Annotated in this window: 17 protein-coding genes; 3 read left to right on the forward strand and 14 right to left on the reverse strand. The window is 41.4% G+C overall.

What is annotated here, in order from left to right:
- Position 1: 1 nt before the first annotated feature.
- The 4 genes from NFR46_RS05845 to trpS all read right to left on the reverse strand — a co-directional run bounded on the left by NFR46_RS05845 (position 2) and on the right by trpS (position 4,501).
- On the reverse strand, positions 2-955 hold the full coding sequence (locus NFR46_RS05845) for an IpaB/EvcA family protein (RefSeq protein WP_251575516.1): 954 nt from the start codon (positions 953-955) through the stop codon (positions 2-4).
- Positions 948-2,216 (reverse strand): hydroxymethylglutaryl-CoA reductase, degradative, encoded by a 1,269-nt coding sequence (locus NFR46_RS05850; RefSeq protein ID WP_251575517.1) that lies wholly within the window; start codon positions 2,214-2,216, stop codon positions 948-950. Before NFR46_RS05850 ends, NFR46_RS05845 begins: the two co-directional genes overlap by 8 nt.
- A complete protein-coding gene (locus NFR46_RS05855) occupies positions 2,209-3,159 on the reverse strand; it encodes a Ppx/GppA family phosphatase (protein WP_251575518.1) in 951 nt (316 codons plus the stop codon). Before NFR46_RS05855 ends, NFR46_RS05850 begins: the two co-directional genes overlap by 8 nt.
- Positions 3,160-3,475: 316 nt before the next feature.
- Entirely contained in the window at positions 3,476-4,501 is a 1,026-nt protein-coding gene (gene trpS / locus NFR46_RS05860; RefSeq protein WP_251575519.1) for a tryptophan--tRNA ligase, read from the reverse strand.
- Positions 4,502-4,846: 345 nt separating this feature from the next.
- Here trpS and NFR46_RS05865 point away from each other — a divergent pair, with 345 nt between their 5' ends.
- Positions 4,847-5,746, forward strand: a complete 900-nt coding sequence (locus NFR46_RS05865) for a DNA-methyltransferase (protein ID WP_420908586.1) — start codon at positions 4,847-4,849, stop codon at positions 5,744-5,746.
- A gap of 55 nt (positions 5,747-5,801) precedes the next feature.
- Here the strand turns inward: NFR46_RS05865 and NFR46_RS05870 are convergent, their stop codons facing one another.
- The 3 genes from NFR46_RS05870 to NFR46_RS05880 all read right to left on the reverse strand — a co-directional run bounded on the left by NFR46_RS05870 (position 5,802) and on the right by NFR46_RS05880 (position 8,773).
- Positions 5,802-6,152, reverse strand: a complete 351-nt coding sequence (locus NFR46_RS05870) for a type II toxin-antitoxin system HicB family antitoxin (protein WP_251575522.1) — start codon at positions 6,150-6,152, stop codon at positions 5,802-5,804.
- Positions 6,149-6,403, reverse strand: coding sequence for a type II toxin-antitoxin system HicA family toxin (locus NFR46_RS05875; RefSeq protein ID WP_251575524.1), 255 nt, complete (start codon positions 6,401-6,403; stop codon positions 6,149-6,151). Before NFR46_RS05875 ends, NFR46_RS05870 begins: the two co-directional genes overlap by 4 nt.
- Positions 6,404-6,550: 147 nt before the next feature.
- Positions 6,551-8,773, reverse strand: coding sequence for an alpha-galactosidase (locus tag NFR46_RS05880; RefSeq protein ID WP_251575572.1), 2,223 nt, complete (start codon positions 8,771-8,773; stop codon positions 6,551-6,553).
- 290 nt (positions 8,774-9,063) lie between these two features.
- Here NFR46_RS05880 and NFR46_RS05885 point away from each other — a divergent pair, with 290 nt between their 5' ends.
- Positions 9,064-9,897 (forward strand): AraC family transcriptional regulator, encoded by an 834-nt coding sequence (locus tag NFR46_RS05885; protein ID WP_251575526.1) that lies wholly within the window; start codon positions 9,064-9,066, stop codon positions 9,895-9,897.
- 61 nt (positions 9,898-9,958) lie between these two features.
- Here NFR46_RS05885 and NFR46_RS05890 read toward each other — a convergent pair whose 3' ends face one another.
- The 5 genes from NFR46_RS05890 to NFR46_RS05910 all read right to left on the reverse strand — a co-directional run bounded on the left by NFR46_RS05890 (position 9,959) and on the right by NFR46_RS05910 (position 16,600).
- Positions 9,959-10,735 carry a VOC family protein gene (locus NFR46_RS05890; protein WP_251575528.1) on the reverse strand — a complete coding sequence of 259 codons (777 nt, stop codon included), beginning with the start codon at positions 10,733-10,735 and terminating at the stop codon, positions 9,959-9,961.
- A gap of 211 nt (positions 10,736-10,946) precedes the next feature.
- Positions 10,947-11,381, reverse strand: coding sequence for a nucleoside-diphosphate kinase (ndk, locus tag NFR46_RS05895; RefSeq protein ID WP_251575530.1), 435 nt, complete (start codon positions 11,379-11,381; stop codon positions 10,947-10,949).
- A gap of 95 nt (positions 11,382-11,476) precedes the next feature.
- Positions 11,477-13,789, reverse strand: coding sequence for an RNA polymerase recycling motor HelD (gene helD / locus NFR46_RS05900; RefSeq protein ID WP_277612853.1), 2,313 nt, complete (start codon positions 13,787-13,789; stop codon positions 11,477-11,479).
- A 42-nt stretch (positions 13,790-13,831) separates the two neighbouring features.
- The gene (locus NFR46_RS05905; RefSeq protein WP_251575532.1) at positions 13,832-15,376 is read right to left on the reverse strand and encodes a gluconokinase; all 1,545 of its coding nucleotides are present in this window, start codon (positions 15,374-15,376) and stop codon (positions 13,832-13,834) included.
- A 60-nt stretch (positions 15,377-15,436) separates the two neighbouring features.
- Entirely contained in the window at positions 15,437-16,600 is a 1,164-nt protein-coding gene (locus NFR46_RS05910; RefSeq protein WP_251575534.1) for a cation:proton antiporter, read from the reverse strand.
- 130 nt (positions 16,601-16,730) lie between these two features.
- Between NFR46_RS05910 and NFR46_RS05915 the strand changes: the two genes are divergently transcribed.
- A complete protein-coding gene (locus NFR46_RS05915; protein ID WP_251575536.1) occupies positions 16,731-18,065 on the forward strand; it encodes a ClC family H(+)/Cl(-) exchange transporter in 1,335 nt (444 codons plus the stop codon).
- Between the two features lie 68 nt (positions 18,066-18,133).
- Here NFR46_RS05915 and NFR46_RS05920 read toward each other — a convergent pair whose 3' ends face one another.
- Both NFR46_RS05920 and NFR46_RS05925 read right to left on the reverse strand, forming a co-directional pair.
- On the reverse strand, positions 18,134-19,252 hold the full coding sequence (locus NFR46_RS05920; RefSeq protein ID WP_251575538.1) for a trans-sulfuration enzyme family protein: 1,119 nt from the start codon (positions 19,250-19,252) through the stop codon (positions 18,134-18,136).
- A 12-nt stretch (positions 19,253-19,264) separates the two neighbouring features.
- Entirely contained in the window at positions 19,265-20,413 is a 1,149-nt protein-coding gene (locus tag NFR46_RS05925; RefSeq protein ID WP_251575540.1) for a trans-sulfuration enzyme family protein, read from the reverse strand.
- Between the last annotated feature and the right edge of the window lie 361 nt (positions 20,414-20,774).

Here is a 20,774-nt window from a genome sequence, read left to right on the forward strand (position 1 = left end):
ATTACTTCCTTATGATATATGGAATATGATTTTGTTCTAGGAATTCCTTTACTGGTTGATCATAAATCTTCTTAAATTCTTCAGGTGAATGTTTAGCAGTCGTGAAGGAGTTTTGGTCAATATTCCGCCGAAGGCCAACATAAGCTGGTTTTCCTGTCTTGCGATCCTTCATCCCGGAATTAAAAATTTCAAAGACTTGACGAACTTCAAGACGTAGTTGCCGTTCGCTTAGCACTGGGGAAAGGGTTGTAAACTTATTATTGTTTAATGCAGGTAATCCCCACTCTTCCATTTGCTGATCATACAAGGAGTAGATCTTGACAATTGACCGCCACATATCAAAGGCATTCTTGATCGGCTTCTTGGTAATTTCAGCATAGATCTTTTTGGCAGCTGCCAAAGCTTGGGGATAATTAGTTTCTAATGTTTTCTCATACTTAGCAAGGTGATCCCAAAAGAAAACAAGAGCATCTAACAGAGTTAGTAACCGTAATGCTCGCTCATCGTCATTCTCACTTTCGGGAGTTAAGGTGTGTTCGATCCCCTTTAGGTATTCTTCTTCAACCTGGTCGTTAATAAAACCGTGCTTCCGCTGTTCAGCAACTACTACCCGGTGCATCGCAACATTATAGAGATCAGTCGACATAATCATCATCTGTTCATCTAATTCTCGATCTCCAAGAGAAAGTTGGAAGAAGATTTGTGGGAAGCCCCGAAGAAGCATTAGCAAATGAAGCAGTTCGTGAGAAGCGGTGTAATTTGGCTCGGTTAAGTCGGTTACCAAGATTATTAATGCTCCGGGAATTGTTTGTTGAGTTGCTTGATCGTGACGAACGTAGCCGGACTTCTCACCCTTAAATTGAACAAAAACCGAACCTTCTGGATATAATTCATTTACCTGATCGAGGAGGGCCTTGTTCGCCTCATTTAATTTAATTTCTTGCTCTTCACTCATTGGAAGACTCCTTTCGTATGGTTGCCAAAAGCTGCTTGGCAACTTCTTGATCAACATGTGACTGCTGACTAAGTTTTGTTACTAGTTGTTCAACTTCTGTTTGCTTAGCACCGACGCTAATTGCGAGAGAACGATACTGAAGTTTCATATGTCCTGCTTGAATCCCGGTAGTTGCTAGGGCACGAATTGCTGCAAGATTTTGGGCTAACCCCAAACTAGTAATTACGGCAGCTAATTCCTGAGCAGCCCTGATTCCATTTAAATGGTAATTCAGTTTAGTTAGTGAATTCAAGCCAATTGAACCACCGACTACACCAACTGGCATCGGAATAGTCATACTTCCTTCAAGATGATTATCAACAACTTTCCAGGTACTCAGGCCACGGTACTGGCCATCGTGACTTGCATAAGCATGGGCACCACTCTCGATTGCCCGCCAATCATTACCACTGGCAATCAGAGCAGCGTCAATCCCATTCATAATCCCCTTATTGTGAGTTGCGGCACGGTATGGATCCACCTGAGCTAAGTCACTTAGATCGGCAATTCGTTTAGCAACTTCAGCACCACCCATTTGCTTAGTAACAAGATCCGGGTAGGCGACCTGACAAGTAACTGTCTGTAAACTATCTGTAGCATAGTTACTAAGAATTGCAGTAACCACATTATTCCCGTTTTCACTTAAATAATGAGCAACTGCTTCGGCCATCGTATTAACCGTGTTGGCTCCCATTGCCTGACAAACATCAATCAACAGGTCGACGCTTATAAAACGTCCTACTTGCCGAATACGGACCTTCTTGGCACCGCCACCGCGCTTTTGCATTGATGGGTGGGCTGCGTTGGCAATCTCAAGAAAAGTTGTTTCATGATTCTTCAACCAAGCAATTTTATTTAACGGATCATCAACTTGATCAATTACCACTTGGCCAACTAATGCACGGAAAGAAGTTTCAGTATGAAACCCCCCCGACCTCGCAACCCGCCGAGCACCATTATTTGCTGCTGCAATTACTGACGGCTCTTCAACAACTAAAGGTAAGGTATAGCTTTTACCGTTAACCACTAAGCCAGTAACAACACCCTCAGGTAAGGAATAATCAGTAATGTAGTTTTCAACAAGATCATTACCTAATTCACTTGCATGCTCAACTAACAATGACTGTTCGGCTGAAGAAAGGTGGTATTGATCGGCTAAAATTTGTCGCCGTTGTTCTGGAGTTAGCTTGTAAAAGCCATGTGACCATTGTGTCTTACTCATGATTTTTCTTCCTTTGGTTAACGTACTCCGTAATAATCCCTTCACGGACACCACTTTCAGAAAAGATCACTCGACCATCACTATTCCGTTGAAGAAGTGATACTAGTGGTAACATTCCTCCAATGATAATGTCGGCCCGTTCTGATTCCAAACCTGGCATCCGTCGTCGCTGGGCGAGATTTCTATTTAATAATTCTCGATAAGTTGCAAAAACAACCCGTGAAGATAATTGGTACCCATGAATTGATCCCGAAATATGTCGTCGACCATGATGGTGGTACGCCCGTGTCATTCGTGCCAGTGTCCGGTTAGCTCCACCCAAGAGAACGATTGGAACTCTTGTTGCGTAACGAAGCCACGGGATCTTTGTCAGACGGTTATTCATTGAAACCTGTGCCCTGAAAAGATCAGCTGAACGAACATATCCCCCTAAATGAAATTGCTCAGATAGGTTAACAGCACCCACAGGAAGCGAAATCAAGTCCCGCGCCCGTCGTTGCTGAACCAAGATCAATTCACAACTCGCACCGCCAACATCTAAAATTAAACAGTGGTTGAGCTTAAGTGTCCGAATGACACCCAAATAATCGTAATATGCCTCTTTCTTCCCGGAAAGGACCTGCAGATGAATACCAACTTCATTTTCAACCCGGTTCAAAAATTCTTGACGATTTTTGGCTTGGCGAACTGCCGCAGTTGAAATTGCCCGCACCTTAATATTAGGGATCGTAGAATAAATCTTTTTGAACTTTTTTAGTGCAGCAATCGTTCGATCCATTGCATTTTTCTGAAGCATTTTCTCTCGGCCCATTCCTTCAGAAAGACGGGTATTCTCCTTTACCCGTTTAATTTCACGGAAACGACCATCAGGAGCAATTTTAGTAATTGCCATTCTTGTCGAATTAGAGCCGAGATCAACAATCGCGAGGTTTTCTTCCACCATTTTCACCTCCGATAATTTGTATTTTGTTTAGAAAAAAGCGAAATTCAATATCCCTTTAATGATACCATGTTCTTCAACCAAGTGGGAGCTGTTAACAATTGGAAGAACGCGGAATTTTACGATTTAACAAAAATGGCCTCTCGTTTATTCAAAACAAGAGGTCGTTTTTGTTAAGTTAGAGTTTTCGCTCGTAGGCACCATTGCTAAGATCTGCTCGTCAGGGACTTGCTAGAGCTAGGAACCTCCTTCCTAGGCGCAGGACGCCTTCGTCAGGAGAAATTGCTAGCCTTCCGCAAGTCCTTTGCTGGCTCGCACTCTAATCAAAATAATTAATCCCAATCGCATCGCGGACTTGTTTGAGAGTTTGGTTGGCAACTTGATTGGCACGAGCGGAACCTTCTTGAAGGATTTGGTCAACGTAATCGATGTTCTTGGCGTATTCTTCACGACGCTTACGGATTGGTTCCAGCTCTGCTTCAAGGACTTCATTTAGGTAACGTTTGATCTTAACGTCACCAAGGCCACCTGCTTGGTATTGTTTCTTTAATTCAGCAACCTTTTCCTTATCAGGATCAAAGATATCAAGGTAAGTGAAGACCGTATTACCTTCAACATGGCCCGGATCACTAACCTTAATGTGGGTTGGGTCAGTGTACATCGACATTACCTTCTTTTGAACAGTATCAGCATCATCAGAAAGGTAAATGCAGTTTCCTAAGGACTTACTCATCTTAGCATTGCCATCAAGTCCAGGGATCCGCCCCTCACCCTTTGGTGGGAAGACTCCTTGTGGTTCAACCAAAATATCTTCGTTGTAAATCCGGTTAAATGAACGAACGATTTCCCGAGTTTGTTCAAGCATTGGTTCTTGGTCATCACCAACTGGTACAGTATCAGCCTTAAAGGCAGTAATATCAGCTGCTTGACTAACCGGGTAGATAAAGAAGCCGGCCGGAACACTTTCCCCAAACTTCTTTTGTTTAATTTCAGTCTTTACAGTTGGGTTCCGATGTAACCGTGAAATAGTTACTAGGTTAAGGTAGTGCATTGTTAATTCGCTTAAGGCCGGAATTTGTGATTGAACAAAGATTGTCGACTTCTTAGGATCAATTCCAACTGCTAAGTAATCAAGAGCTACCTGGTGTAAACTCTTCCGGATCTTTTCTGGATCGCGGGCATTATCAGTTAACGCTTGTTGGTCTGCGATCATGATAAAGGTATCGTAATCGCCAGTGTTTTGTAAACGAACCCGGCTTTTCAATGAACCAACATAGTGACCAATATGTAATTTCCCGGTTGGTCGGTCACCAGTTAAGATCGTGTGTTTCTTTTCTTCAGCCATAATGTTTCCTCCTTAAATCAAAAGCGTCCTACTAGTTATTCAAACTAATAGGACGCATTATTTGCGCGGTACCACCTAAATTGCAGCGCATTGCTGCCACTCAAAAATTATTTTTAATTGTAACCAATTCGTGCTTTGGGGATCTTTTCACCAACCATCCCTCGCTTCACTCACACTACTTATTTACCAATTATTTTAAGCCATTCTCTGAGGAAAAATCAAGATTAGGGCAGCGAATCTTGTATAATGGAAGTATGATCTAGCATTGATACGGGAGGCAACATTGTGAAATCCAAGCGCAATAAAACGATTGACTTTAGTTTAGCTGACGCACCAGCAGACTTAATAGCAAAGATTATCCAGTTCAAAAAAGAAAAGAATCTCTCTCTTGCCCAATCTACCGATAAGGTAATTAACGGGGATTCCTTTCAAATCATGGACCACTTACCTGCTAATTCAATCGATCTTGCCCTTGTTGATCCACCATACAACCTTAATAAAAAGTATGATGGGATGACATTCAAACAAATGAAGCCTGACGAGTACCAAAAATATACCGAAAAGTGGATTAAGAAATTGAAGCCACTCTTAAAACCTACCGCTAGCGTTTATGTTTTTGCGGATTGGGAAACCAGTATCGTCCTTGCTCCAGTCCTTGAGAAATACTTTACGATCAAGAACCGTATTACTTGGCAACGTGAAAAGGGACGGGGCGCCCTCACTAACTGGAAAAATAGTTCCGAAGATATTTGGTTCCTAACTGTTGATCCTCATGACTATGCCTTCAATGTTGACCAGGTTAAACAACGTCGTCCCGTAATTGCCCCCTACAAAGAAGATGGCCATGCTAAGGACTGGCAAGTAACTAAGGCTGGTAAATTTCGTGATACCATGCCCAGCAACTTATGGGATGATATTTCAATTCCGTATTGGTCAATGCCCGAGAACACTAACCACCCTACCCAAAAGCCAGAAAAGCTAATGGCGAAGGTAATCCTTGCCAGTTCTAACCCTGGAGATTTAATTCTCGATCCATTTGCCGGTGCAGGATCCAGCCTGGTCACTGCTAAAAAGCTTGACCGTCACTTTATCGGGATTGAGCAAAGTCTCCTTTACTGTGCTTGGGGACAGTATCGCCTTGATAAAGCCAGTGATGATTCTCATATTCAAGGTTACGCCGATGGAGTTTTCTGGCCACGAAACAGTCTGGCACTCCAAAAGAAGTATTTGAAAGAGAAAGATTAATTAAGATAAAGAAAGGATACGGACATTACAACCCAAATATGTCCGTAGTCTTTCTTTACTGTTCATCTTTTTTATCGATAAAATCTTTAAGTGCTTCTTCTACACTAGCATTTAAAGACTGATGATTAGCTGCCGAATAAATTGCAACCTTTTCATGCAGTTTTGAAGGAATCCTTACATTAAAGGTTCCACTATAACTAACTTCTGGTCTTTTGCCATGTTTCTCACACATTTCAAGGTAATCATCAAGCGATTCGCGAAAGTCAGTTTCTAGTTCGTCAATCGTCTTCCCTTCATAGGAAATTAAACTTCTAATGCCAATAACTTTACCATAAAGCACTTTATCCTCTAACGAATATTCAACTGTTCCTCGATACCCCTTGTATTTTAATAGCTTATTAGTCATAGCAGGCCCTCCCTCTTAAGATGATTAACAATATCTCTTATTTGATAACTTAGTAATGTATTTCGTGGATGCGGTTTGTGAAGAAGAATAATATCTTGCTTGGAATTATAAAACTTAACGCGCGAATCACTTGTTTTTCCTTTAGTGTCATCACTATAACCCATAATTTCCAATAAGGTCTTCATCTCATCAAATGTGAAATCCTTAGGATGAGATAAAAGTTTCTTTAATAACTCCTCTTTTTTACTCATCAAAATTATTCCTTAAATAATTTTATTTCAATTATAATTTATCTACGCTAATCGTTGCAACTATATTCTAGTTGCAAAAAGGACAATTAAAAAACACGCTGCAATCACTGCAACGTGTTTTTCAATTCACTGAATATTTATTAGTTATTATGCTTTCTTTGCAATAAATAGTCGACTGCTAAAGTCAGAAGGATCCTTCTCTGGCTTAGTCCGATCCATAATCCGGGAAACAAAGTAACCAGCATTCATTAATTCAACACCGGAGAAATGTTCCTTACCGTCATTAACGGTGTAAGTTGCTTCTGGGTCGAGTCCTTCAAAGTAAACTCGAATATAAGCTGGGTTAGCACCGTTAAGGATTTGGAAGCGAGCTAAGATGGCTTCGCTCTTGTCTTTATTAACGACTTCCCAGTCATAAACATTATCGTTACTGGTACCTGGGTTATCGAGACGGTAAAACTTACCAAATTGGAAGAGGTGTCGATATTGTTTGTAGAAGGCTACTTGCTTCTTAATCGTGGCTAATTCATCAGCTGACATCTTAGTAATATCTAATTCATACCCAAAGTCACCAAAGTAGGCAACTGCTGCACGGGTATCTAGTGAAGTTAGACGACCAACTTGATCATTTGGTACCGCTGAAACATGGGCACCCCACATATTTTGAGTGTATCCGTAGGAAGTTCCGTCTTGAATCTTGATTCGCTCAATAGCATCAGTATCATCACTGCACCAAGCTTGCGGAGCGTAATACATCATTCCAAGGTCAAACCGGCCACCACCTGAAGCACATGATTCAAAGAGAACCTTTGGAAATGCTTCGGTTAGACGAGCATACAGTCGGTAAACACCTAGAATATAGCGGTGTGGGAACTCAAGTTGTTGATCTGCAGCCAACCTAGCGCCATACATTTCGGTAATATTCCGGTTCATATCCCACTTAATGTAGTCAAGCTTTGTCTGCTTGATAATCGCACTAATATGGTCGTATAGGTAGTCAACAACTTCTTGGCGCGTCATATCAAGAACATATTGGTTTCGTGCCGGTGTCCCGTGACGTCCTGGTGTCGCAATCATCCAATCTGGGTGCTTTTCATAAAGTTTACTATCAATTGAAATCATTTCTGGTTCAAACCAGAGGCCAAACTTCATTCCCTTTTCGTGAACCTTGTTTGCAAAGCCACTGATTCCGTTACTAAACTTCTTTTGGTCAACGAACCAGTCACCTAGACTTGACTTGTCGTCATCCCGGTGACCAAACCAACCATCATCAAGGACAAACATTTCAATTCCAAGTTCATCAGCCTTATCAACAATCTTCATCAACTTAGCTTCATTAAAGTCCATAAAGGTCGCTTCCCAATTGTTAATCAAAATTGGGCGATCCTGGTGGGCAAAGTTCTGGTTAATAAGGTGATCTTGGTAAAATGCCCCTAATTGTTGACTCATTTGGTTCAACCCATCACTTGTGTAAGTCATTACCGCTTCCGGAGTCTGGAAACTCTCACCATTAGTTAGCTTCCAGCTAAAGTCATCTGGATTAATTCCTACCAATACACGAGTAGTATCAAATTGATCCACTTCTACAGAGTCAAGGAAATTACCCGAGTAAATAAAGTTAAATCCAAAAGCTGGTCCTTGGTTATTATCAGTATGAGGACGGGCTAAAGCAAAGAATGGGTTTTGTTGGTGGCTTGAAGCAACCCGTAAACTTCCGATACTTTGAATTCCTGAACGAAGTGGTGTCCGGATTAAGTGACGTTCACGTGCCCAGCTTCCCGAGAACTGTAGCATATCATAATCATGATCTGGTAAGTCTAATTGCAGACTTAGAGCACGATCAAGAATAACGGATTCTTGACCATGGTTAATGAAGGTCGCGCTCCGAACAATTACATCTTCTTTTTCAAAAACGGTGTAATGGAGCTGGAGAATAAGGTTAACTAATTCATCCTTAAAGGTTACCGTAAGAGTTTGTGAATCGTCTTCCTGATCATCAAATGATGATGGCATATTAGCAAACCGTTTCTTGCCATCTTTAATTTCATAGCCAGTGTATTCAAATTCAGAAGTCCGTGAGCCATTAGGATATGTAACTTGGTAAGCTGGGTAACGGTAATCACCCTTACCTAAACCTGCATATTCCTGCTTAATCAATTCTAGTTGGAAGTCACTTTGTTCAACCGTTAGGGTATTGGTACAATCGTGTTCTTCCCGACTAGCCAGGTTAGCATAGTCAGCCTTTACCGGAATCCGCGGTCCATAATATAGCTGACCAGCATTACCGTTTTCTAAGATTTTAAAAATATAGCTCGTCTTCTTTGTTTGAAGATGGAATAATTGATGTTCTTCATTAACATGGATGCCCATTTTTAATAGCCCCTTTATTTTTGTAAGCATTTACATTTCAATTATAGTCTTAATTAAACCGGATCACTAGTTAATTTCTTAGTGTTTTCCGCTATTGTATCCGCTTACATATTCTAAATATATTGTATTGAATTTTACTTAACCATTCCATGGCGATTTTATCGTAAAAAATGGCATACATTATTAAGGACAAATTGACATGTTATCTTTATTAATCGTAATATAATAACCAGTATTTAGATAATTACTATTAACAAATAGCCATATTCAAAGGTAAAGGAGCTTTTCTAATGGACGATCAGTACAAGAGCCTCACCGGAAAAAGTTTTGAAAATAATATCCTGTTTATTGGTCAGTATGCCTGTCCCCCTAATTATTTTTATCGTGGTAATAACGTCCGAGATAATTACGTCATTCACTATATTTTGGATGGTGAGGGCACCTTTTCGTCCGCTAATCATCCTGCGGTCACCCTCAAGAAGGGTGATCTCTTCATCTTGCCAAAGGATGTTCCCTGTTTTTACCAAGCCGATGGTCAAAATCCCTGGAAATATTTTTGGATTGGTCTTTCTGGGACCAAGATTAAAACAATGCTTAATGGTTCTGTACTGGGTAAACAACGATACTTACGGCAAGTTCAAAATAGTCAATTTTTCGCTAGTCTTCATCAATTATTCACTACTCTACAAAAGCCAAGCTCCCTTGCCAACGATATTCTTGTCGAAGCACTTAACTATCAGATGTTTTATCACCTGGTTACAGAATATCCGTCTAAGAGTTCGCGCGCTACTACTAAAGCACAGCAATCACTTCAACTTGCCAATTACTACTTAAAAGAAAACTATCAAGATAGCAATTGTACCATCGAGGAGCTTTGCCACCACCTTAACATCTCACGAAGCTACCTCTACTCCCTTTTCAAAACGCAGATGAATATTTCACCACAAAAGTATTTAACGCACTTACGGATGACAGATGCACAACAGCAATTGAGGAACACTGATGATCCGATTCAGATCATTTCTCGACGTGTCGGCTATAAGGACGAATTTACCTTTTCTAAGGCCTTCAAACGCTATAGTGGCTTTAGTCCAAAAATGTATCGTCAAAACCGACCATACTAATCAGAAAGCTGGAAATTAGCCTTCTCAAAAGAGTTAATTTCCAGCTTCTTAATTTTAAATTCTATTTCTCTTTTTCTAGATCTAACCGAATCTGACCTAATCTTAATTGTTGAGATTCCTTTGCACCATGGTAGATCAACTTAAATAAGCGGTTCTCATCGCCATGTTCAAACTTTAATTCCTTGTCACCCAGCGTAACGATAAAGTCTTTTCCTTCACGAGTAACTTCACTTTGTAAAATCGCCGACCATTGTTTAGCTGCTTCCTGCGGATCAGTAACGTGGAAAATGGCCCGCTTTACAAATAATTCACCAGCTGGGTGGAACTTAATGATCCCCTGATTTTTGAGGTTTTCGCGTCGTGAATCATCGTCTCGTCCCCATTGAATGAAGAATGGTGCTGGTAGGTAATGGGTGAGCTCGCCATTAACGCAAAACATTTGCCACTGAATAAGGTTACCAGTTGGTGTTAACCGTTCACCATTGATGATTTCACCAACCTCTAAGCCTAATTCTTGGAGTCGCTGACGAGTAGCAGCAATATCATTTGTCCGAATGGCAATCGTGGTAAATCTCTGTAGGCCATTAAAATAATCTTCAACCGCAGTAAAAATGTTTGAATTATTCTCATACGTGAACGAGTGTGCCCTTTCCGGGTTAGCTACAGTAATTAATTCTAAATAGTTTAACCCAAAATAGTCACGGGCATCTTCGGTTCCCCACGCTTCGTGTTTTCCACCAGCGATAAATCTTAAACCCTTACTGTTGAAATAATCAATTGCAGCCGGTAAGTCCGTTACGTCAGCTACGGTATGATCCCAATTTAATGTCTCTGTCATCACTAATCACCGCTCCTTTACTCAATTCCTTTATTTTAGCTAGAAAGATCCGAGGATCTGACTCGGTTCCTAGTCTAATTAATTTCATCCTAATTCATTTGAGCAAAAGACGCTAACAATAAGCCTTATTTTATAAATTTAAAAATAAAAAGATGAAGGACGACTCAATTCGAATCATTCTTCACCTTTAATTAATGCGCTATTTTGGGGATTAGCCTTGTTCAAATTCTGGGAACCAAATCTTAATTTCCTTAGTAGCGGATGCTGGTTCATCAGAAGTGTGGACAATATTACGAAGGTTACCATCTGGCCATTCACGACCATAGTCACCACGAATAGTTCCCCATTCGGCTTCAACAGGGTTAGTTGCACCAGCCATGTTGTGGATTGCCTTAATAACGTTAGTTCCTGAAACAACAATCCCAACAATTGGTCCTTCAGTCATGTATTCCAGCAATTCTGGGAAGAATGGCTTATCAACCTTATCGGCATAGTGTTGGCGAAGTAATTCTTCTGTTGGTTGAATCATCTTTAGTGCTTCGATCTTGTAGCCCTTGCGTTCGATCCGGGTAATAATTTCCCCGATATGACGGGTCTTAACACCATCGGGCTTTACTAAAACTAATGTGTATTCGTCCTTAACCATGGCGAAAACATCTCCTCACATATCAATCTAACATATACAGACTAACATAACTTTATACATAATGAAAGCGCTTTTTCACGAATTTCACTACTATTTTACCTGGTTAACTCATGTTCAATTGTGAGCTGCTGACTAGCTTTTTCATTAATTGCCGGGCTTACTTTTCCGTTACTAATCATCGTGAGAGCATGCATTGCCCGAGTAGCCATTGTATAAATCATCCCTACTTCATCGGTTCCCCGAAGGTTCGTTTGGGATACATCATAGGCAATTACGGAATCAAATTCGAGTCCCTTCGCTAAGTAAACCGGCAGAACTAAAATTCCGTCCGGTAACGCTATATCATTCATGTCTAATAAGTGAACCTCGGTAAATTGCCGTCGTAACTGACGATAAACTTTTTGGGCCTGTTCCTGGTTCTTAGTGAGGACAGCTACCGTTTCGTATTGTTCATGGTACTTTCCAACCCTCGTTTGGAGAGCCTGTTCAATAGCCTCATCAGAATAACGAACTAAGAGCGCCGGTCGTTCCCCATGGCGGGTAAATGACATTATTTGTTCCCCATCCGGTAGCAGAGATTTTGCAAAGTCGGTAATCTCCTTTGTTGAACGATAACTTCGCCGTAACGAGATTAAATTAGGGTGTTTGGCAGCCAGGGTGTTACTTAACCGCTCCAGCATCTTTTCAGGTAATTCAAGTGGCTTAAATAGGGCCTGTTCACTATCGCCTAGAACGGTAAACTTTGCTCCCGGAAAGGCATGACGAAGATACATCATCATTGCCACAGAATAATCTTGCATCTCATCAATAAAGACATACTTAAAGGAATGGTTTTGCCCCGTCCCCATCAACAAGTCACGTAAGTACATTAATGGAGCTGCATGCATCATTTCTAAACGGTGTAATTCCAATTCATCATCATAATTAGCGATCATCTTCTCCCATTCAGCTCGTTGAATATCATCAGGAAGCGGTAACTGACGAAGCCAGCTAGCATACTGACTATAAATATCAATAAAGTAGTCATTATAGATGGCATCAGCTACAATCCGGAGACGCCGCTTAGCCCAACGATAGGCTAAGTAAGCATATTGTTCATCCTCATCTTTAAAATCGTCAACCGACTTTTTACCATACAGGTTATGAAGTTGTTGGGTATCAAGGCTATCAAGTTCCTTAGCAACCCAATCTTTTTTTGCTTCCACCTTCACCCGACGCTGTAATTCCCGGATTAATTGATTTTTTAACTGCACCATGCGGTTAGCAGCCTTCATAGCATTAGGCTGGCTTCGGTACAGTGATTGTATATGTTCAGCGGTAAAGAAGACCCGTCCCTCAAATGTAATATTGCTAAATTGTAGCTGTTCATCAAGCAGGTAGGTTGCGTACCGGTGGACATCATGCATTGCTGTTTTGCTTTCTAAGAAATCTGCAATCCGTCGATCCTGTTTTGATGCTCGTTGACGTTTCTCATACCGCTCGAAAATATTTTCTACCTGTAAGCCTTCAAAGCGCCGACGCACAAAACCTGACATTGTTACTTGACGCATGTTTCGTTCACCAAGGCTAGGAAGAACTTGCGAAATATAGTGGCTAAACAGGCAGTTAGGACTAAATAACACAATCTGATCAGCATTTAACGCGGTCCGACTATGGTACAACAAATAAGCGATCCGCTGTAATATTGCCGAAGTCTTCCCGGAACCGGCAACTCCTTGGACTAACAGGAGATCACTATGGGTATCGCGGATAATATCGTTTTGTTCCTGTTGAATTGTTGCCACAATATTATGCATGTATTGATCATTTTGCTCACCGAGGGCAGTCTGAAGAAGCTCATCCCCCACCGTTTCATTCGTATCAAACATGTTAATAATTCGACCATCCTTAATCGTAAATTGCCGTTTCTTAACAAGGATGGTTTCACAATTACCATTTGGTGTTTCGTACCGAACCTCACCGAGAGTTCCATTATAGTAAACACCAGAGATCGGTGCCCGCCAGTCATATATCAAGAACGCAGTCTTATCATCGTTCATTAACGACGCAGTCCCAATATACAACGTTTCTGGCTTATCTTTTCCCGGATCCTGAATATCAATCCGACCAAAGTAGGGGGTTCGCTTAAGGTTTTGTAACGTCTTTAATTGCCGGCGGAGGATCGTTTCACTTTCAACTGCCCGCGAAACCAACTGCCGCTGCTGTTCAATCATGGCCCGTGATTCGGCAATATCATCAATTTCATACCGGTTAATTGAGGCGTTTTCGCTGTAGTTCTTTTCAACTGCCCGTGTTTCCTGATGGGCGTCAGCAAGGGCCTTCTTGGTTTCAGTGATCTGCTTATCAATCTGCTTCATCACTAAATCAACCCGTTGCTGTTCTAATTGTCGCTCTTGGTCTTCATTCACTTCAAACCCCTCCTTAAACTAATCTTACTATTGTAGCACTCTTTAATCTGGCAAATGAAGCGATCCGATTTCATCCTGGAGATTAGCAATCTTTGAATAAGCAGGAGTAAGAAGCTCTCCAACCTGACGAAATACTGGTAAAAGTCTTCGATAAATCATCGCCTGCTCTGGATCCGGTTGATACTTACTCTCCCGGCCAATGTAATTAGTCACGCTCTGGTAGCCCTTTACCATCCCCAAGCTCTGCATCAATAAGTTAACTGCACCTAGGCATCCTGATTCAAACGCATCGGGAACATTAACCTGACAATTAAGAACATCGGCTAACATCTGCCGCCATACCACCGAACGAGCAAAACCACCTGTTGCTGTCACGATCGCCGGCTTACCAACTAGGTTCGTTACCGTTTCAAAAACGAGGGCAATATTCAAATTAATTCCTTCAAGGACTGCTCGTAACATATCGGCTCGGGTATGTAAGACAGTTAGGCCAAAGAAATCCCCCCTGGCGTTGGCATTCCAAATTGGAGCGCGTTCACCGCCAAGGTATGGATGAAATAGGAGCCCATGTGCTCCAGCTGGCGTATCCTTAATTATGCGGTTAGCTAAGGTATATCGATCAACCCTTTCTTTTTCTAAGACTTCTTGATCGACTAATTGATGAGTTGCCCATTGAAAAATGTCCCCACCATTATTTAGTGGGCCACCAATAAGCCAGTGTTTCCGATCTACTGCATAGCAAAACAGTCGTTCTTTGGGATCAATCACCGGATGATCAGTCATTACCCGCACTGCCGCCGAAGTTCCAATTGTTATGGCAACCTGGTTAGCCGTAGTTGCCCCCACGCCAATATTAGACAAGGCCCCATCGAATGCCCCATATACAAATGGTGTCTCGGGTGGAATTCCTATCTTCTGCCGTTCTTCCTCTATCATGGTCGTTTCTTGAGCAGTCGGTTCAACAATCTCCGGTAGTTGGTCCTCATTAATCCCAGCTACCTTTAGAGAATCCTTATCCCACTTTCCAAAATGAATATCCATCAATCCCGTACAACTTGCAACGGAGATATCCACTTTAAATTTTTTGAATAGTCGCCAGAAAATATATGATTTAATATCCGCAACATAAGTCATTTTCTGGAAAAGTTCCGGGTGTTCTTTTTGTAACCAAATCAATTTAGTTAGTGGCGACATCGGGTGGATTGGCGTCCCCGTTGTTTGGTAAATGCTCTTTCCCACCGAAGAACCCTTCAATTGTGAAGCAACATGACGAGCACGAGTATCGGCCCACGTAATTACCCGGGTTAAGGGGTGAAAATGCTTATCCAATAGAAGGAGGCTTTGGTTAGCAGTCGAAAAAGATACTCCCAGTAGTTGGCCTTTTTCTAAATCTGCCTGGGATACTGCTTCTTGAATTACCGTTTCAACCGCTGCTAAGATCTCCTCGGGATCCTGTTCTGCCATCCCTTGTGGATCACGGTAAAGCGGATAGCCCTTAGAAAAGTGACCGATAATTGTGGCGTTTTCATCATACAAGACTGCCTTAGTCGTGGTCGTGCCCACGTCAACTCCTAATAAATACTTCATCTATTTCCCCTCTCTAATTAAAAAAGAGCCGTTTTTTCGGCCCTTAAATGATATAAGATTTTATGCGGTAATTTCTCTTGCCTTAACTAATGAATGTTTCAAAATGAATGGTGCCAATACAGTGGCTACAATGATTACTGTGATTACATCAGAGTAATACATTGGGGACAATAAGTGTGCTTGGTAACCAATTTGTGCAGTAATCAATGCCATTTCACCACGGGCAATCATCCCGCTACCAACAACATACGAACTATTGAAATCAAACCCAGAAATATAGGCACCAGCGCCACAGCCGACAAGCTTAGTTAAGCAAGCTAAAATGGTCATCACAATTACAAAGATTATTGATTCACTCAAGCGATCAACACGCATGTTTAACCCAACACTAACAAAGAATAGCGGAATAAACATTGCATAACCAATTGGAATAAAGCTGCGGTTGATCGTTTCTTTTCGGTGAGTACTACCAACTGCAATTCCGGCAAAGAAAGAACCAACAGCACCGCTCAAGCCAACGTAATCAGCAATTGCTGCCATCCCTAAACAAATAATCATCGCCATTACTGATGGGGATGCTACTGTTAATAGTCGTTCACTAAGATGCATCAAGTATGGTGCTAACCACTTAACAACAAGGTAAGTTCCTCCAAAGAACAGTACCTGTAAAAGGAGGATCATCCAAAGTGGCTGGCCACCGGTTTTTCCTTCAGCTTGATTAACCACACTAATCATAATACTCAAAAGGATAACCCCAATAATATCATCGGCAACTGCCGCTCCCAAAATCGTTGCTCCTTCACGACTATCTAATCGTTTGAACTCACGAAGGACCGCCACTGAAATACTAACCGAAGTTGCGGAAAAGATAACACCAATGAACATTGACTCGAGTGATGTAAAACCAAAGAAATAACTTGCAGGAGCCATTACAATCACTGGAACAATAACACCAATAATTGCAACAATTACCGCTGGTTTAAGATACTTTTTTAATAGTGAAAGATCACTTTCCAGTCCAGCAATAAACATCAGGATAATTACCCCAATTTCTTGGAATTCATTCATCATTGAATTAAGGTGTACCCAGTTTAATAGTGCTGGACCCGCAACAATCCCTACTAGGATTTGTCCTATCACCTCAGGGATTTCAACCCGTCGACATAAGTGGGCAACTATCTGTGTTGCCAAAAGCAACCCAGCTAGCGTTGCGATAAACTCCATCTAACTACCTCCTTAACACGGAATTACAAACTGTTTCTATCATAATTTCAAGTTTACCATAGCCCAATATCCCAATTCCAGTCGAGCTGAGTGTTATAATTAAACTAATATTATGGAGGAGTGTATTACTATGGATAATCAGCTACAGACAATCAAACGTGCTAAAGATATTTTAAATCGGCCAATGTCCATAAGCTTTGTTTCCCTAATTATTAGGGGAATCTTCGTTGGCTTAATTACCGGACTAATCGTTAGCGTTTTTCGTTGGATCATTGATCGAACCCTTTCTTTTCTCGCTTTTGTTTACCCGCTAATGGCGAACCACCTCTGGTTACTAGCCCCTTATATCTTAGTCACCCTATTAATCGTTTTTCTCCTCAGTAAAATCTTAAAGCCATGTCTCCTTGACCTCGTTGGTTCCGGGGTCCCGCAAATTGAAGCAGTTCTCTTAAATGAGCACCACATGAATGCTGGAAGCGTCCTGTGGCGGAAGTTCGTCGGTGGTTTACTGGCAATTTGTCCTGGGTTATTTCTTGGAAGAGAAGGACCATGTATTCAAATGGGAGCTTGTGTTGGTCAATTATTTGGCAAACATTCTAAGACTAGTTCTCAAGAAAAACGGTTCCTGCTAGAATGTGGTGTTGCCGCAGGACTTTCGGCTGCCTTTAGCGCACCACTTGCTGGTGCCATCTTTTTAATGGAAGAAATTACGTTTAATTTTCAACCTCAGGCATGTATCACTGCGCTAGCTTCGGCAATTTCAGCGGATCTTGTTACGATTCTCTTTTTTGGTGTTCGTCCCTGCCTGTATTTACCACTTCACCATAATCTTCCAGAGGGGAATTATCTGTGGTTAATTATTTTAGGTGTCATTCTTGGTATCTTAGCCTACGTTTACCAATATACCCTCCTAAACCTTCGTTGGTGGTACAGCAAAGTAAAGTTCCCGAATATCTACCACAGCGTTATCCCACTGTTACTCGTAATCCCAGTTGGGTTATGGAACGCTAAAATTCTTGGTGGGAGTCATAAGTTCATTGCTTATATTGGTAGTCTTAACACTTCCGGAAACTTACTAAAATTATTACCCATCCTCGTGGTATTCTTGATTATTCGGTTCTGCTTTTCAATGATTAGTTACGGTGCTTCAGTACCAGGCGGGATTTTCATGCCAATTCTTGTCCTTGGTGCCTTGTTAGGAGCAATCGCTGCCGTCATCTTGATTCACCAAGGAATCATCGCTCCAAGTTGTTTTCTTAACGTCGTTGTCATTTCAATGGCTGCTTATTTTGGTGCGATTGAAGAAGCACCCTTCACCGCAATTACCTTGTTAACCGAAATGGTTGGCTCGGTTGACCAAGTCTTTCCAATGGCAATCTTAACGTTCATTGCTTACATCATTAGCAATTTACTTGGTGGTCAACCGATCTATGCTTCATTGCGGAAGGAAATGTTTAAGAAATAAAATTTATATAATACGTAAAAGGCCTTTAGAGCTTGACAAAGTCTGAACTCTAAAGGTCATTATTTTTATCAAGAATCCAATGCTTGTTTTAAATCTTCTATTAAGTCATCAGCTGCTTCAAGTCCTACCGACAACCGAAGCAACTTTGGGGTAATTCCTAGTCGCTGACGTTGCTCAACTTCAACATCGGCATGTGTCTGGTAGTACGGGATTGTAATTAGACTTTCAACTCCACCAAGGCTCTCGGCAAAAGTAATAATTTTTACATTATCAAGGAGTCTTGTTACATCCGCTTCATCTTTTACATAGAAACTAATCATGCCACCTTGCCCCGGATAAAGGACCTTATCAATCCGGGGTTCATCCTTTAAGTATCTAACAATTGCCTGGGCATTTTTCGTGTGCTGCTTAACTCGGATTGTTAGAGTTTTCAGACTTCGCAATAACAACCATGAATCAAAAGAATCAAGCGTATCACCAGTCGTAATATAGTACTCAAAATATTCTTTTGCCAACTTCCGGTCCTTACAAACCAAAATTCCGCCCAAAAGATCATTATGTCCAGAAAGGTACTTAGTTGCCGAGTGAACAACCACATCCGCCCCTTCAGTTAGTGGTTGCTGATAAACCGGTGTATAGAAAGTGTTATCAACGAGTACCAAAATTTGCGCATTTTTACGGTGAACCGCTGCCGTAATTTTGGTAATGTTCAGTTTTTTCATTGTCGGATTAGACGGCGTTTCTAACCAAATTATCTTTGTTCGTGGAGTAATCTTCTGCAGTAAATCACTAATCCGTTGGCCATCCCACTGGTCAAAATCAACCCCAACATGTTTATGAAGATAACGGAAATAACGAAAGTCTCCACCATATAAGTCATCCAAAGAAATTAATTGATCACCTGTCTTCAAAATACTGAGGGCTAGTTGAATAGCAGCCATCCCTGAACTAAGAGCAAATCCAGCAGTGCCACCTTCAAGTTTTGCCATCGTTTGCTCAAGGACGGAACGGTTAGGCGTAGCAACTCGTGAATAAGTGTAGCCTTGATGAGGATCAAAGCTTTTTGCCTCTGCTAGTGATTCGTGACGATAATTTGAGGAAAAATACAACGGTAAAGCAACCGCCTTATTTCCGTCTAAGTGACTTCCTGCTTGAGCAGTGATTGTTTCAATTGATTGTTTACACATAAAGATTTCCTCCTAATTGTGGGCCTTTTCAAGTGCCTGTTGAATATCACTAATTTGGTCACGGTAATCTTCAATTCCGACAGACACCCGAATTAATCCCGGCTTAATACCAGCAGCAAGTTGTTCTTCAGGGGTTAACTCAGCGTGACTCATCTTACTCGGAAGCTCCACTAGACTTTCTACGGCACCTAAACTAACTGCTAACTTAAATAGTTGAAGGTGGTTAACGAACTCACTCGGGTTAACCCGTTCAGTAAGCTCAAATGAAAATACTCCTCCAGCTCCCCGGGCCTCTTTTCGTAATTCTTGGTATCCCGGAAGATCGACTAGCCCAGGATAGTAAATTCTTTGAACCGCATTTGATTCTTGAAGGTAATGAATAATTCTTTTTACATTCTCCATTTGACGTTCAAGACGTATTCCTAGTGTTTTGATTCCCCGTGCTAGCTCATTGCTGTCTTCAGGAGAAAGAACTGCACCCAGAGCATTTTGAATAAAGTAAACCCGCTCTGCCAAAGATTGGTCTCTAACTACCACTGCTCCTGCAGAAATATCGGAATGCCCCGAAAGATACTTTGTTGCACTATGAATGACGATGTCTGCGCCAAGATTCAGTGGCCGCAACAGATAAGGACTTAAGAAGGTATTATCAACAATTGTTAATAAATTATATTGATGCGCTAACTGGGAAACCTGACTGATTGAACTTACCTGAAGTAACGGATTAGTAACTGGTTCGAAATAGATTGCCTTGGTATTTGGCTGAATTGCCTTTTCGATCGCCCTTAAGTCCCGAGTATCAACAGCGGTAATCATTAACCCCCACCGCTTAAAGAATCCATGAAGTAGCCGGAATGTCCCGCCATAAATCTGGTCACCAACGATCAGGTGATCACCTTTTTTAAAGATTGCCAGTGCGGCATGGATCGCTGCCATTCCCGATGAAAAACAAAAGCCGTAATTTCCCTCCTCTAAAGTAGCTAATTGTTCTTCAACCGCCCGTCGTGTTGGGTTGCCTGAACGTGAATAATCGTCTTTGAGCTGTGCACCCACCGCAGGATATTTAAAGGTCGTAGCCTTATAAATTGGAACGGTAACGGCACCGGTATTATTATCATGTTGCACCGGTTGATGGACTAAATTGGTATTAAATTCAGTCATTATTATTTCCCCCTTAACTAAAAAAGCCCTAGGCAAGAAATCTCACCTAGGGACGTCAATAACGTGGTACCACCCAAATTCACTGATATTACTATCAGCCTCAACAGTACTTAAGAAAGTATTCTTAAATACCAGGGATGATAACGGATCCTTCCGGAATCATAGCCAGTCGTTCTGACCATTCATCATTGCTCCGAGCTCATCTTCACGGTAACCAACTACCTACCTTCTCACCATTAGTAGTCACTGTTAGAAGTTAGTTACCCTTACTCTTCTCATCAATGCATCATTATAAAACAATTAGAATTCTCTAATAATATAGGGCCTAATTATACAAATGTCAAGAAGAAATCAACTCAAA

This window comes from Limosilactobacillus agrestimuris (assembly GCF_943193105.1).
In the GTDB taxonomy this organism is placed as follows: Bacteria; Bacillota; Bacilli; order Lactobacillales; family Lactobacillaceae; genus Limosilactobacillus; species Limosilactobacillus agrestimuris.